The sequence below is a fragment of the Marinitoga sp. 1154 genome, assembly GCF_013363285.1.
In the GTDB taxonomy this organism is placed as follows: domain Bacteria; phylum Thermotogota; class Thermotogae; order Petrotogales; family Petrotogaceae; genus Marinitoga.
This window is the reverse complement of record NZ_LBFB01000007.1, coordinates 33,165-48,919: the sequence shown is the minus strand read 5'-3', so window position 1 is coordinate 48,919 and position 15,755 is coordinate 33,165. Positions and strand designations below refer to the sequence as shown.

General features: G+C 28.4%; 15 protein-coding genes and 2 tRNA genes. 3 read left to right on the top strand and 14 right to left on the bottom strand.

The features are described from left to right. Window positions 1–314 precede the first annotated feature (314 nt). From XO12_RS04835 to rsmG, 3 genes are all read right to left on the bottom strand, one after another. A complete protein-coding gene (locus XO12_RS04835; protein ID WP_047268258.1) occupies window positions 315–1,457 on the bottom strand; it encodes a type III PLP-dependent enzyme in 1,143 nt (380 codons plus the stop codon). A 140-nt stretch (window positions 1,458–1,597) separates the two neighbouring features. Continuing rightward, on the bottom strand, window positions 1,598–2,386 hold the full coding sequence (locus tag XO12_RS04830; RefSeq protein WP_047268257.1) for a biotin/lipoate A/B protein ligase family protein: 789 nt from the start codon (window positions 2,384–2,386) through the stop codon (window positions 1,598–1,600). Continuing rightward, complete coding sequence (gene rsmG / locus XO12_RS04825; protein ID WP_175419768.1) at window positions 2,386–3,090, bottom strand: 16S rRNA (guanine(527)-N(7))-methyltransferase RsmG; 705 nt, start codon at window positions 3,088–3,090, stop codon at window positions 2,386–2,388. Before rsmG ends, XO12_RS04830 begins: the two co-directional genes overlap by 1 nt. Window positions 3,091–3,125: 35 nt before the next feature. Between rsmG and XO12_RS04820 the strand changes: the two genes are divergently transcribed. Further along, window positions 3,126–3,214 (top strand) — tRNA-Ser (locus tag XO12_RS04820). 36 nt (window positions 3,215–3,250) lie between these two features. Here XO12_RS04820 and lepB read toward each other — a convergent pair. From lepB to XO12_RS04770, 10 genes are all read right to left on the bottom strand, one after another. After that, a complete protein-coding gene (lepB, locus tag XO12_RS04815) occupies window positions 3,251–4,177 on the bottom strand; it encodes a signal peptidase I (protein ID WP_047266122.1) in 927 nt (308 codons plus the stop codon). 2 nt (window positions 4,178–4,179) lie between these two features. Further along, window positions 4,180–4,527, bottom strand: coding sequence for a 50S ribosomal protein L19 (rplS, locus tag XO12_RS04810; RefSeq protein ID WP_047266121.1), 348 nt, complete (start codon window positions 4,525–4,527; stop codon window positions 4,180–4,182). A gap of 32 nt (window positions 4,528–4,559) precedes the next feature. Further along, window positions 4,560–5,123 (bottom strand): RNA methyltransferase, encoded by a 564-nt coding sequence (locus XO12_RS04805; protein ID WP_047266120.1) that lies wholly within the window; start codon window positions 5,121–5,123, stop codon window positions 4,560–4,562. Then, window positions 5,113–5,859 (bottom strand): tRNA (guanosine(37)-N1)-methyltransferase TrmD, encoded by a 747-nt coding sequence (trmD, locus tag XO12_RS04800; RefSeq protein ID WP_047266196.1) that lies wholly within the window; start codon window positions 5,857–5,859, stop codon window positions 5,113–5,115. Before trmD ends, XO12_RS04805 begins: the two co-directional genes overlap by 11 nt. Next, a complete protein-coding gene (gene rimM / locus XO12_RS04795) occupies window positions 5,849–6,415 on the bottom strand; it encodes a ribosome maturation factor RimM (protein ID WP_047266119.1) in 567 nt (188 codons plus the stop codon). The genes trmD and rimM overlap by 11 nt, the downstream gene beginning before the upstream one ends. A gap of 4 nt (window positions 6,416–6,419) precedes the next feature. Continuing rightward, entirely contained in the window at window positions 6,420–6,650 is a 231-nt protein-coding gene (locus XO12_RS04790; protein ID WP_047266118.1) for a KH domain-containing protein, read from the bottom strand. A gap of 17 nt (window positions 6,651–6,667) precedes the next feature. Beyond that, window positions 6,668–6,943 carry a 30S ribosomal protein S16 gene (gene rpsP, locus XO12_RS04785; protein ID WP_047266117.1) on the bottom strand — a complete coding sequence of 92 codons (276 nt, stop codon included), beginning with the start codon at window positions 6,941–6,943 and terminating at the stop codon, window positions 6,668–6,670. Window positions 6,944–6,991: 48 nt separating this feature from the next. After that, a complete protein-coding gene (gene ffh / locus XO12_RS04780) occupies window positions 6,992–8,320 on the bottom strand; it encodes a signal recognition particle protein (protein ID WP_047266116.1) in 1,329 nt (442 codons plus the stop codon). A 586-nt stretch (window positions 8,321–8,906) separates the two neighbouring features. Further along, window positions 8,907–10,652, bottom strand: coding sequence for an AAA family ATPase (locus tag XO12_RS04775; RefSeq protein ID WP_175419767.1), 1,746 nt, complete (start codon window positions 10,650–10,652; stop codon window positions 8,907–8,909). 408 nt (window positions 10,653–11,060) lie between these two features. Beyond that, complete coding sequence (locus XO12_RS04770) at window positions 11,061–12,209, bottom strand: hypothetical protein (protein WP_047265361.1); 1,149 nt, start codon at window positions 12,207–12,209, stop codon at window positions 11,061–11,063. A 209-nt stretch (window positions 12,210–12,418) separates the two neighbouring features. On the opposite strand from XO12_RS04770, the gene XO12_RS04765 reads away from it, so the two are divergent. Beyond that, window positions 12,419–12,509: transfer RNA gene (locus tag XO12_RS04765), tRNA-Ser, on the top strand. A 46-nt stretch (window positions 12,510–12,555) separates the two neighbouring features. Continuing rightward, entirely contained in the window at window positions 12,556–14,586 is a 2,031-nt protein-coding gene (locus tag XO12_RS04760) for an alpha-amylase family glycosyl hydrolase (protein WP_175419766.1), read from the top strand. Window positions 14,587–14,624: 38 nt separating this feature from the next. Here the strand turns inward: XO12_RS04760 and XO12_RS04755 are convergent, their stop codons facing one another. Further along, window positions 14,625–15,752, bottom strand: a complete 1,128-nt coding sequence (locus XO12_RS04755; protein WP_047265363.1) for a hypothetical protein — start codon at window positions 15,750–15,752, stop codon at window positions 14,625–14,627. Between the last annotated feature and the right edge of the window lie 3 nt (window positions 15,753–15,755).

Below are 15,755 nucleotides of genomic sequence, written 5' to 3'. Positions count from 1 at the left end.
AAAAATAATATGAGAGAAAGCTTGAAATTTCCTGAAAAAATTTTGAATGTTGCCGGTCAAAATCACATGGATGTGATTTTGAGCAAAGCCGAGCATGAATGCGAGTCTGAGCGACCGGCGAGAATGAAAAATTTTGAAGATTAGAAATTTCACCGCTTGAACGATATATTATTTTGAGAAATATTTTGTACCTAATAATTGACTCCAAAGTTTTTTATTATAATTTTATCAGATAAATAAATGATCGTCTGAACGAGATCAATACTTGCAAATTTTATATTTATAACTTCGATAAAATTTTATTATATAATTCCTCAATCTTTTAAAATTTCTTTTAATTCATCAAGTGTATAAACTTTTGGAGGTTCTATACCATTAAAATATGAAGAATATTCAACTGTATATGCACCTGAATTTATAAAATAAACAATATCATTATAATCAATATCTGATGGCAATAATGTATCCTCATAAATTGTGTCCACACTATCACATGTTGGCCCTGCTATTGTAAAAACATCTTTATTACCATGATTTTTACCTTCAACCTGAATTTCATACTGAAAATTTTCTATAGTTTCCATCAATCCATGAAACACACCAACATCTAAATATATCCATTTTTTACTTCCTTTTCTGCTTTTTAATATAACTCTTGAAACTAAAATTCCTGCATCTCCCACCATAGATCTTCCTGGTTCAGAAACTATCATTAAATTCTTGTGTTTCCATAAATATTCCCTTATGGAGTCTTCAACAACCTCTCCAATTTCTTCAACTGTTGGAATTGGTTTTGTATGTTTAACAGGTATTCCTCCACCTAAATTTAGCATTTTTAATTCAATTCCATTTTTCAAAAGTTTATTAAAAACAACACTCGACTCTAAAATAGCTTCTTGCCATTTATATTTATTATAAGATTGAGAACCAACATGAAAACTTACTCCAAAGGGCTTTAATCCATGTCTATTTGCCCAATTTAAAATAGAAATAACATGATCTATATCCGTTCCAAACTTTCCGGACAATGGCCAATCACTATCAGAAGAACTTGTTGCAATCCTTGCGTATACTTTTGAGCCCGGAGCATTTCTTGCAACCTTTTCTACCTCCATTTCACTATCAACAGAAAAATATTCAATTCCAACTTCCCATGCATAAGCTATATCTTTTTCTTTTTTTATTGGATTTCCAAAACTCATTTTTTTTGGCGATATTCCAAGAGATAATAATTTATTAATTTCTCCAACTGATGCAACATCAAAAGAAGACCCTAAATCCCTTAAAACTTTTAATATTTCAATATGAGAATTTGCTTTAACTGCATAAAATATTTCCACATTTTTCATTGAATCTTTTAATCTTAAATAATTTTTTTTAACCTGTTCTATATCCAATACTAAAAATGGAGTCTCTAATTTTTTAGCAGCTTTTCTAATTAAATCAGTAACTTTCATGTCTCTCCCTCCCTACAATTTTATAATATTGAGAAAATGATAAATCATTAATGTTACTATTACTAACATTATTGTTTAACAAAAAAAGCATTTTATATTAAAATAGAAAAACTAAATAAAATTAGGGATGGTCTCCATCCCTAAAGTGTATCGATATCAATTTCAAATTTTTTTACAAGTTTTTTTGTAAGGTCATATTCAGATTGTGAAAGTTCACCAATAAATACATCTTCATTAAATTCCTTTCCAAAACCGTATTTTAATGCTTCAGCTAGTTCTTCAAAAGAAATTTCTTTATTTAAAATACTTTTTATATCAATGACTTTTTTTTCCAGGTGATTATATAATTTTTCTTTCTTTTCCTGAGATAATTTAAATGAATTTACATAATTTCTCAATGGAAAACTTAATGGTATAGAACCATGTTGTAAAATATAATTTTCATTTCTATATTGTGCACTACCGATAAACTTTTTTTTATCAACTGTAATTTCATATATAGATGGTGCATCATAACATGCTGGAGTATTAAGATGCTTGTTTTTATTTTTTTCAACATCACAATGTATTTTCAAAATTTCTAAACTTTTCCTCAAAGCTTCAGCAATTACTTTATAGCTTCCAACTACATTATCCGGAAGCAACGGATGTTTGGTAGCCGCTGAAAAAAGATATGTTATTTCTTTATTATGTAAAACTGCTCTTCCGCCTGTTGGCCTTCTGACAATATCTATATTGTTATTTCTCAAATAATCTATATCTATATCCTCTATTTTTTGAAACCTTCCAAGCGATAAAGTTGGTAATGTCCAACCATATAATCTTATCGTTGTTGGTTGTATTCCCTTTCCTACATGTTTAGCAATAGAAAGGTCACATGCCATATTCCATGAACCCATATGATATGTATCGATAATAAGCCTTATCATCAAATACCTCCCAAAGGTTTTTTTAGCGCCATACCAATTTTTCTTGGAAAAGTAGACGGAGTTTCCCCCGTTTTTTTCAATATAATAAATACTCTATCTTTTTCAAAAAGTCTGTAATAATGTTCCTCTACAATATCAAAATATATTTTTTCAGCAGCTTTTATTAAATATTTTCTTTCTTCAGATATATATGTTGGACCTTTATACAGAAATAAAAGTCCATCTGTTTTTAATAACGGTGCAGCATATTCTAATAAAACATCACTTCTTGAAACTGCTTTAGCTGTAATATAATCAAAAGAAGATAAATTATTCTTTGAAAAAATTTCTACTCTTTCACTTATAGCATTAGCGTTTTCTAAATCCAATTCGTTTATAAAAAATTTTACGCCTTTTATTTTCTTTTCTATACTATCCAAAAGTGTAAAATTAATTTTTGGATACACTATTGATAATGGAATACCTGGAATTCCACCTCCTGTTCCAATATCTAAAAATTTATAATTATCTTTTAATTTAGCAAATTTAATAAAAGGGTATATACTATCTAAAATTAGGGATTTAAAAGCTATCTCGAAATCTTTTATTGCAGTAAGATTAACAGGGTAATTTATTATTAAATCAATAAACTTTTTCAGCTTATTATATGAATTTTTGTTCAAAGAAATTTCATATTCTTTAAAAAGTCTCAATAAAAATTTCATTGACAAGTACCTCCTAATGTGGTATAATACTTCTCGGAGACGTAGCCTAATTGGCTAAGGCGTCGGTCTTGAAAACCGATGGGGTTGACGCCCCGTGTGGGTTCGAGTCCCACCGTCTCCGCCAATATTAAACCGCCCAATTTTGTTGGGCGGTTTTTGGTTATTTTACAGATCCAAATCTATTATACGGCCATATTCTTAAAAAAGGTCTTCCTATTATATTTTCTTCTGGAACTATTCCAAAATATCTGCTATCAAAACTTTCAGTTGTATTATCTCCCATGAAAAAATAAAATCCATCAGGAAGATTAATTTTTACTCTGCCTTTTTCTTCAACAAAAACTTTATTTAAATCCAATTTAGATAAAACAGATTCATAATATTTTGTATAATCCAGTGTTTTGTTGTAATATCTAAAAGCACCAAGGTCAAACATAGGTTTTCTTATTTCGCTATAAGCTCTATATATATCGCTACTATATTTTTCTGGATATGCCATAAATTTATAATAGTCTTTTGAAGCAAAAATCCCATCAATATAATAATATCTATTTTCAAATCCTTCTGGTATCTTACCATTTACATATAATTGAGCTACAGAATTTTTTACACTTGATGGAACATTTTCCACACCATTATAATAATCTATGATTTTCTTTAACCAATATGGTGGTGTAAAATCTTTATCTGATTTTAATTTTTCCCATATTTTACTATCTGGCACTAATTCTAATGTATCTCCAGGAACACCAACTAATCTTTTTACATACTTCACATGACCATCAAATTTCTTCGGAGCAAATAAATCCATAAATTTATCAAATGCACCAAGTTGCTTTTGAGCACTTTTGTCAACAAAAGGTGTCCAAAAGACTATAATATCGCCTAATTTTGGCTTGCTATAATCATATGTTATTTTTTCGATAAACAAACGATCCAACACCTGTATGGTTGGTACCATAGAAGGTGTTGGAACCATCATTGTTTCAAAAACAAATAATCTTATTATTGTTCCAAAAATCACCGCATAAACAAGAGCATTAATCCATTCATACGTTTCTTTTTTTATTTTAGATTTAAGACTCAAGCTCAGTCCCTTCTCTCCTTAATCTTAATCTTACCTCTAATGTTTCTTAAGTAGTAAAGTTTTGCTCTTCTTACTTTACCTTTTCTTACAACCTGTATTTTTTCAATCGATGGTGAGTGCAATGGGAATATTCTTTCTACTCCTACACCATTTGCACCAATTCTTCTAACTGTAAATGTTTTTCCTAATCCGCCACCTCTTATTTTTATAACAATACCTTCATAGGCCTGTACTCTTTCTCTACCACCTTCAACAACCTTTACATATACTTTTACTGTATCACCAGGTCTGAATTCTGGAATATCTTCTCGTATATATTCTTTTTCAATGGCTCTAATATATTGATCCATGTTAAACCCTCCTTGAGAATATTTTATATTAATTAATTTTCTCCAAAAAGCCTATCCAACGCAATCGCAACCGCAGCTCTAACTGATAAATGGTTAAATTGCGCATTTCCTCTAATAGGTTCTAATTCATAATCACAAATTTCCCTTATTTCTTCTGGCATTCCCCAACCTGTTCCAAATAAAATTAAATGTGGTTCATCATTTTCAACAATAATTTTATTAATCTCCGAAAAACTCAGAGTTCTTTCTCTGATTTTCGCAGAAGTAAATATTAACTTCGGTTTTTTCCCTTCATTTTTCTCAATATCTTCAATAACATCTTCCAGATACGGTTTTAATTTTGCAATAGATAACGCATCATATCTATTTGGATTATACTCTTTCCCAAAACCTTCTGTCCAATATTTTAAAACATTTTTTACTATTTGCTGCTGGGCTGGAAGATTAGAAACTATATAATAATTCTTGATATTATATGTTCTTGATGAACGAGCAATATCATGAATATCCAAATTTGTTATTGCAGTTGAAATAATTTGCCCTTCTCTTCCTAATATTGGGTAGTGTATCAATGCTATATAAACATTATTTCTCATCTAAAATCAGCTCCCTGATTATATTAACAATCACCTTTTTATCAAATTCATCTAACTCATGTTTAATAAATAAATCCGGACGTTTTAAAATTGTTCGCATTATACTTTCTCTCCTACGATACTCATCTATCTTTTTATGATTTCCACTTAATAAAACATCCGGAACCTTCATTCCTTTAAATTCTCTTGGCTTGGTATAATGTGGATGATCCAATAATTGATTATAAAATGAGTCATTTTTTACACTATTAATATCTCCCACTACTCCAGGAACAAATCTTGATATTGCATCTATCATTAACATAGCAGGCAATTCTCCACCTGTAACAACAAAATCACCTATAGAAAACTCTTCATCAACAAGCTTCATAACTCGTTCATCAATACCTTCATATCTTCCGCAAAAAAATACTAAATTTTCTTTTTTTGCAAGCCTTTCCGCATCTGACGAATCAAATTTTTTCCCTTGTGGTGATGTTAATATCACATATGGTTTTTTCCCTTTCTCTTTCAGATACTCATCATAAAATTCATAAAAAGGTTCTACCTTCATAACCATCCCTGGGCCACCGCCATATGCATATAAATCTGTAACTCGGTGTTTATCTTTTGTATAGTCTCTCAAATTATGTGCATTAAACAATATAATTTTTTCTTTAATTGCTCTGGATAATACCCCAAATTTTGTTATGGCTTCAAACATTTCAGGAAATATTGTAACGACATCAATCTCTATCTTCGATATCATCATTATACCATTCCAATCTTTTTACAATAATATCATCAGCATTTTTATCGAATTTAACCACATTCTCTTTTATTAATGGATAAAGAATTTCTTCTTTTTCAAATTTATTTATTTCATTTTCAATGACTATCACATCATTTGCACCGGTTTCTAAAATATCAATTATTTTTCCAATATATGCACCATCATCATAAAAAACTTTTTTATTTAACAATTGAAAATAATAAAATTCTGTTTCTTCAAGATCTGGCAAATCTTTCTCAGAAATATAGATTATAAAATCTTTATATCTTTGAGCAGAAGATATATTTTCAACACCGTAAATTTTCACAATATAGACCTTATTTGCTTTTCTTATTGATTCCAATTTTGCATATAAGAAACGTTTTGTTTTTGGGTTATAAAGCAAAACATCACTTAAATTTTCAAAAATTCTTTGCTCACTAGTATAAGGAAAAAGTTTAAGTTCTCCATTCAAACCATGTGTATTGGAAATTTTTCCAATAGCTATCTTATCCTTCAAGAGGTCGTCTAACCTCTTCATTTTATCACCTTATTACCTTTAAAAGAAATTTAGTACTTTCATCTTTCTTAGCTGCTGTTAATAGAGTATTTATAGACTTTATAGTTCTTCCATCTTTTCCAATAATTTGTCCCACATCGTGTGGATCTACATGGATTTCAAAAACTATTTCATTATCATTTTTATATTCCACTATATTTACTAACTCCGGATTTTTAACAATTCCTTTAATTATATTTTCTAATAATTTCTTCATTTACATGCCTCCTGGCATTACGCTTTCTTTTCAAATTTTATTTCATGAACTCTTTTCATAACTCCAGCTTTTGATAAAATATCTCTTGCTGTATCAGTAGGTTGAGCACCTTTTAAAATCCATTCAACTGCTTTTTCAACATTTACCTGAAAAGTATCATTTTCTCTTAGCGGATCATAAAAACCCAACGATTCTATATACTTTCCACTTCTTTTTTCTCTTGAATCAACAACCACAATCCTATAAAAGGGTCTATGCCTTCTTCCCATTCTGTTTAATCTTATTTTTACCATACTAATAATACACCTCCTAAGAATTTTAGTTTATATTTAATATTTTTATTAAAATCCAAATGGCATTTTTCCGAATAAAGACTTTTTATTTTTCATTTTCTTTACCTGTTTCATCATTTTTTTCATTTGCTCGTATGATTTTATCAATTTATTTATATCCTGCAATGTCGTTCCACTACCTTTTGAAATCCTTTGTTTTCTTGAATAATTTAATATTCTCGGCTTTCGCCTTTCCTCTTTTGTCATCGAATTAATTATAGCTTCTATTTTTTTCAATTCTGCTTCACTTTTGTTTACATCTATTCCATCTTTTGGAACACCAGGTATCATTTCTAGTATTTTAGACAGTGGTCCTAATTTCCTAATTTGCTGTATTTGCTCTAAAAAGTCGTTAAAATCAAATTTACCTTCTAAAAACTTATTAGCAGATTCTTCTGCCTTTTCTTTATCTATTTCACTCTCAACTTTTTCAATAAGAGATAACACATCTCCCATACCCAAAATTCTACTTGCGTATCTTTCAGGATAAAATAACTCAAGATCATCAACTTTTTCACCAATACCTACAAATTTAATGGGTTTTTGAGTAATTTGTCTAATTGAAATTATTACACCACCACGTGCGTCACCATCAAGTTTTGTAACTATGAACCCATCTAATTCCAGTCTATTATTAAATTCTTTCGCAGAATTTACTGCATCCTGACCTATCATTGCATCAACAACCATAAGAATCTCTTCTGGTTGCGCTATTCTTTTTATTTCCTCAAGTTCTTTCATCATTTGATCATCTATATGTAATCTACCAGCAGTATCTAAAATAACTATATCATGCACCAATTTTTCTGCATAATCCATTGCTTCCTTTACTATATTTACAGCATTTTTTCTGTCCCCTGTAAAAACTGGAACTCCTATTTGTTCCCCTAATTGAACAAGTTGATCAATTGCCGCTGGTCTATATGTATCTGCCGCAACTAACAAAGGAGCTTTTCCTTGTTTTTTAAAATACTTTGCCAATTTTGCTGCATGAGTAGTTTTACCGCTTCCCTGAAGACCTACCAACATTATATATCCAGGTCTTTTAGAAATATTTAATTTCGTTTTTTCATTTCCACCCATTAATTCTATTAATTCGTCTCTAACTATTCTAATAAATTCCTGATCAGGCGTTAAACTTTCTAAAACTTCTTTTCCAAGCGCCTTTTCTCTAACTTTTTCTATAAATTCCTTAACAACTTTATAATTAACATCAGCTTCTAATAAAGACATTTTTACTGCTCTAACAGCATCTTTGATATTTTTTTCTGATAATTTACCCTGCCCTTTTAACGACTTAAACGCTTTCGATAGCTTTTTTTGAAGATTGTCAAACATGTGCACACCTCCGGTGAGGATTCGGTATTTTTTTTATTTCTTATTTTATATCTTCGTGCTGACGCACACCTCCGGTGAGGATTCGGTATTTTTTTATTTCTTATTTTATATCTTCGTGCTGACGCACACCTCCGGTGAGGATTAAAAATTTTTATTTTAAAAACAAAATAACTGCAGATTATAGCTTTTCTATTCGCTACAATCTGTACTTGAGCTTGGTCTATTCTATATTTAATGAATTAACATAAGGATACACAAGTTTAGTATACTATAAAAAACCTATTTTTTCATGAATTATATTGAACAAAATGTGAGAAGGTGGAAAATTTAAAGTTACAATTTGATTACTGTAATAGAAAGAAAAATTTAATTCATTCTCAAAGAAGATTTTACAATTATTCTTAGATAATTAGTTTAGTAAAAAACAAAGATTTAAAAAATATTATTATTACATTTATGATATCGAAAATGAAAAAATTATTTATTCAGATTTTGATGATTCTGAAAATGCTATGGAAAATTATAGAAATATTAATCCTATAATATTTAAATACCATTAAAATTAAAAACTCCCAGAACGGGAGTTTTAGTTTATTTCCTCAATATACTTCGCTTCTTTTCCAACAAAAACAATTATATACTTTTTCATCGTTTCATTTTTTGAGTTTAATTCATATGATTTCTTGTATTTTTCTATTTGTTCTTTTGCCTGTTTTATTTTCATTTTTAATTTTTCTTCTGTGTATCCTTTTTGTTTTATGTATTTTACTTCTATTATCGCTTCATATGGCACTTCTTCGTATCTTTTGAACATTGCTATGTCTATATACCCATTTTCTACTGGATATTCCATTTTTACCATTGCATATGGCGTTAATACTAAATAACTATACATTATTGCTTTTATGTATTTTTCATCTAATCCCATGAATATTCTGTTGTCCATTTTGTTCAGTAGGCTTTCTATTTCTTTTGCAAAGCTTTTTATTTCTCCATCTGATAGTATCTTTCTTACCGCTATTTCTATTGGTTCTGGGTCTATGTATTCTGTTAGTTTTTCTTCTATGTATTCTGTGAAATATTCTGAGAATATTTTTTTCATTGAGTAATTTGGTATTTTTAGATATGTTATTATTCCTTTTTTCTCAAATGTCATGAATCCCAGATAGAATAATAATGATTTTATATCTTTTATTTCTATCCTTTTTCCTGGGTTGAACATTGTTGTGAGTTCTGTTAATTCTGTTTTCCCTGTTAGTAATATTTCATTTAATAGTTGCCCTATTATTCTTTTTGAGGTTACTTTTTCTCTTTCTTCTTTTGTTGCTTCTTTTTCTATTTTTACTCCAAGCAATTCTCCTAAGCTAAATAAATTTTGTACTTTTTTGTAATCACTCATTATGTTGTCGTCTATTATTTTTTCTGGTGGTTTTTTTTCTGAAAAATATTCTGTTATAAAATAAAAGACCATGTCAGGATTATATACTTTTTCTTTTGCGTTTATGTTGAATATATATCCATTATAATTTTCTTGCATTTCTTTTAATAATTTTTCTGAATATATGTCATAATATTCCAATAATTCTTTTACTTCTGCTTCTTTGAATCCAAGCATCTCGTTGAATTTTATATCTATTGTTTTATTTTTAGTTATATTAAATCCGCTGGTTAATGAGTCTAACATTATTGGACTTACTCCTGTCATGAATAATCTTTCTATTATTGTTTCTGTTCCTTTTTTTATTTCTTCATAGAATTTTCTTACAAATCCATGTTTTGTTACACTATCTTTGAATAAATCAAGATTAAAACTCAATAGTTCATTTGCAAAGTGATCGTATTCGTCTATTAGTAAATATATTGGGTTGTTTATTTCATTCTTTATTCCGTCAAGAAATGAACCAAGAATATCTGCTGGTTCTGTTAGTTCTTTTTCTATTTTTATTTTTAATTTATAATCATTTTTAAAATTATCAAGAGAACGTATAACTTTATTTTTAAAACTCTTTATTAATTTTTCTTTATTTTCTGTTTGTATTCCAGAAAAATTCATTTTTAAAATATAATAACTGTTTTTTAACGATGTTGGATTTTTTCCTATGTATAAGTCTTTAAATAATTTTTCAAATTTCTCTGCATAATTGACATCATAATACTTTGCAAGTGTATCTAAAAACAATGTTTTTCCAAATTTCCTTGGCCTTAAAAACACTATATTTTTTTCATTTAATGATTCTAATTTTTCTATATATTCTGTTCTATCTATGTAATAGTAGTTTTGCATTATTACTCTTTCAAAATTTTGTTCTCCGTATGGTATTTTTTTTCTCATGGGTCACCTCCGGTGTTACACGCTTACAGCTATATACACGCTGCCGCGGGCATAGGTTTAATTTTTTTTGATTTTTAAAAAATTAAAAAACGCTTAAATAATTACGGTGTAATTATTTAACCTACGGCGGGTTATAGGATTAAAAACTTTTGATTTTAATTAAAATTTTGAGCTGTCGCTCTTCTCCGGTGTTACACGCTTACAGCGGGTTATAGGATTAAAATAGATATTAATAAAAAACCTCTGAATAATTGCAAAGCAATTATTCACGCTACGGCGGGTAATAAGAATAAAAATTGGATTTTAATTAAAAAAACTTTTGAGCTGTCGCTCATCTCCACACTTTTATTATATCACAATAATAAAAGGTAGTTTTTTCATGAAAACAGTGGTATTTAAGAATAATTATTAAAAAATAAGAATATATAATAAATGGGTTATGAATCCTGCAATGATACCAGCAATTGTATGTGAAAGGATTGCTTTACTTGCAAGTTTTCTCGCTTTTAAAGAATCCATCATTGCTATATGCGTGGAAAGATACCCGCTCCAGGTCATTCCAATAGCGGTTAAAACAGCTATATCATTTGGATGTATGGAATTTGTTTCTATAAATTTTGGAATTAAAGCTAATGCTGCTCCAGTTGAGCCTAAAGAGGTTAATGGAAAAGCTATTAATTTAGGCGATTTGAATCCAAATAAAAAATTTAAAATAAAATCCAATTTTGATCCTATCCATTGCAAAATTGGGACACCTTCATATGGTAATCCCTGATATCCAATTAAAGGATCTTTAGGTCCATTGGTAAACATCATTACAATAGTACTTATTATCAATACTCCAGGTATTATTGATAATCCTAAATCTACACCTGTTTTACCACCTTCAAGTAAAGCATCTATTAGCCTTGATATTACACTTCCTTTTGTTGCATTCCAATATTCAACATCCTCTAAATGCTGAACATGTTTAAAATCTTTATAATATTTTTTTGTATAAATAGAAAAAATCCTTACACTAATAACACTACCAATTACAGCACCAAAATTACCTAATAATACAGGTAGAAAAAGATTTTCTCCCATATTAGATGATTGTGCAATCATAAATGTTGTTACAATTAAGCCCATACCAAAAGATGTCCCTAAATTACATAATAAAGGAATTTGCCACTTTTCAAAATATTTTGTAAATTGTTTATCCTGAGCTAGAGATAATATTGCAGGATTATCAGATAAATATGTGGTCAAAATTCCAAGTGCAGAAGCTCCCGGGAGATTATATAATGGTTTCATTAATTTGGAGAGTAATTTATTTAAAAGGAATACAACACCAAATTCTGATAACACATTACCAAATGCGCTCGTCAAAACTGCAACAGCCATTATAAAAAATACAGTATTTAACAATAAATCATGCGCTGTAGACATCAATGTTTTAAAAAAATTGCTTAATCCCATATAATTCATTACAGGAAAAAAGATCAGAGAAGATATAATTAAAAACAAAAATGGTTCTCTGAGTTTGTTTTTTAACACAATTTCTTTTTCTTCCATAATAAACCTCCCGGCATATTGAATTTTTAAAGTTGAATTTTCAAACAAAATATATTATAATAGATATGAAAAATTTTTCAAAGTTTAAATTTGACGATTTATGGTTTTTGAGCACAAATAATACTATTTTTTCATTGATAGAACAATAAATTTAATTAAAGCTTCAAATTTAAATAACTTATTTCTGTTAAAATATAATTACAATGAACGGAGGCGTGTTCCGAATTGGCTAAGGAGCCGGTCTCGAAAACCGGTGAGGGTTATACCCTCGTGTGGGTTCGAGTCCCACCGCCTCCGCCATTTTTTTATACATTATGGTTATATATTATGGCGGGAGGGTTTAGCAATGAAAAAATTAAAGGAATTATATGAATTTCTCATCGCAAAAGTCGAAAAGGGGAAAATAAACTATGCTATTCCGAAAAGATGGATGCCAGATGATTATGAAGGAAATATAAGATTGAAAGGAAGAACATTTGTTGTAAATCCATATGAATATTTTTCAAAAATAATAGAAAAAATACTAAACAACGCAGACGAAAATAATGATTATTCCAAACCTTTATCTTTTATAACAAAGGAAAAAACAACACAGTGGTTAAAAAAATCAATTATATATAGTGCTCATGTTAGAATGACCTCTGCTTACCAGCACGATATTAATTCTGCTTATTTTAAACCCGATGATGATCTTGGATATAGAGAAAGTGGCACCTTTCTAAAAATGATAGCTTTACTACCATATTTAAAACAATACAATGTTGATACAATTTATTTATTACCAATAACACAGTCCAGCAACAAATTTAAAAAAGGTGAAGTTGGTTCTCCTTATGCAGTAAAAAGTTTTCATCATGTTGAAAATGATTATCATGACCCATTGTTGACACGTTTTACTCCAGATGAAGAATTTTCTGCTTTCGTTGAAGCTGCACATATGTTAGGGATGAGAATAATATTAGATTTTATTCCGAGGACAGCCTCAAGAGACAATAATCTAATTTTGGAACATCCAGATTGGTTTTATTGGATTGATATAAAAGAGTTATCTTCATACAAACCCCCGAAAATTGAGAATCTTGATTTTGAACAACCATCTGTAGAAAATCTTCCCATTTTATACTCTAATGCTGATGTAAAAAAGCATTTGAAAAAGTTCAGATGGGCGCCTAACATCACAAACCCCGAAAAATGGGAAAATTTTGTAAAAGCTAATAAAAATAACCCAGATTTTCTGGAAGAAATTGTCAAAGAATTTAAAATTATTACTGTTCCTGGTTTTTCTGATTGGATAAATGATCCACAACCAACATGGGATGATGTAACTTTTTTGAGATTATATCTAAGCCATCCAAAAGAAGCTGAAAAATATCTGGAAAATCCTGAAAAACAACCACCATATGTTTTATATGACGTTGTAAAATCAAGTAAATTCCCCGGAACGCAAAAAAACGAGAAATTATGGGATATGATTTCCAATATTATGCCATATTTTCAGAAAAACTTCGGCATAGATGGCGCAAGACTCGACATGGGGCATGCATTACCTAAAGAATTAGAACATAGAATCATTTCAAATGCAAAAAATTATGATCCGTCATTTGCAATTATCGCTGAAGAATTAGCTATGGACAATCATAAGAAAGCTAAAATAAGTGGTTATGATGCTATTTTAGGAAATACATGGTGGGCAGAGCCTAGACATAAAGAAAGCTGGTTTGTAAAAACTGTTAGAGATATTATGCCAAACTTAGAACTCCCATCATTTGCGACATCAGAAACCCCAGATTCTCCAAGAGCTGTAACAAGAGAAGGTAAAGAATTATTTTCAAAATTATCAGCAGTTGTAAATACGTTTATGCCAAATGGAATTACCGTTATAAATTCAGGAAGTGAAATTTTTGAAAAACAACCTATGAATTTAGGGCTCGATTTTGAAAAACCAGAAGAGGAGAGATATAAGTATTTAAAACCTACAGATCCGTTTTATGGGAAATTAGCATTTTTTGATTATTATGCCCTTCATTGGGATGTGGACAAACATATGGTTAGATTACTAACCGTTCTTGGAAAGATAAAGAAAGAATATATTGATTTAATATCAAATATAAGCAATTATAGATATATTGAGCATATGGATAAAGTATTTTCAATTTTTTACTGGAATGGAAATAATGGCTTATTAATACCTGTTAATCTGAATTTTGATAAAGCAATATCTTTTGGTGTGGATTTAGGTTATCATACATGGCGAGGAAATCATAGAATTAGTTTATTACTGGAAAATTATAGAAAATGTGATTTTAGATGGGATGAAGGCGCATGGCTTAATGTGAATTTGAATCCTGGAGAAGCTAAAATATATCTTGTAGAATAAAACAAATGCCCTTATATAAGGGCATTTGTTTTATTAAATTATAAATTTAATAATTTAGACATTAAACCATTATTTATTAAAATAATATTATTTTCATCAATAATGACAAAATTAAAATAACTATCACCAAACTCTTTTCTTTTAATAGTTTTATCTTTTGTGTCAAAGATAATAAAATTATTTCCAGATAAAATATATAATTTGTTTCCATATTTTTTTATTAAACTGCTATCACCATAAGCTTTTATTTTGTATCTTTTAACGTTCCCACTATTAATTGAAACTTCAAATAAATCGCCAAAATTTGTAGTAAAATATGAATTGTTAATATAATAAATAATATTCGAATTAATTTTCGGCTTATAATCTTTAAATTTATAATAATTTTCTAAATTTATAAATATTTCTGATTTATCTTTGGTATTTTGAATATAAAAAAAATTGTTTATGCTAAAAATAATTTTTTCGTTGTAATAAATAGGAAACCCATATTTTATGTATTTCGGATCTTTTATAATAAAAGCGGTTTTTATAGGAATTACCTTTTTCACATAAGGTAATTTTTCCTCATCATGAGATATGATAACTTTGATAATAGTATCTTTTGTTTTCTTGAAATAAAAATAATCGTTATTATTTAAAGGATATATTTTTAAGTATTCATAAGCTGATATATAAGTATCTAAATATAAAGAAAACTCATTTATTTGAATATATCCAGAATTTTCAATAATCATTTCACCTAATGATGGTAAATAATTTTTATCTTGATATAAAACTATAAATTTATTATCAGTTATTTTCCCTTTTAAAATTATAAACTTATAATCAAAACTTATTTTTTTTAAAACTTTACCTTTTAAATTTAACATATATAAATTAGAATTATTGGTTGTTAATATTAGTTTATCTTCTAAAGGTATAAAACTTAAAACGTTTGAATCAAAAATTTTTTCCCAATTTTTTTTAAAATTTTTTGAAAATGAATATAATTTATTATTTCTAAATCCTACATATATATTCCCTTTATTATCCTTAAACATATAAGATGAATTAATAAGATTTTTAAAAGAATACATTTTTTTTACAGATGTATTTTTTATTATATATATTGAGGGTATAAGTAAAATAAATATAAAAATAATTAAAAAAAGATTTTTCCTCATTGA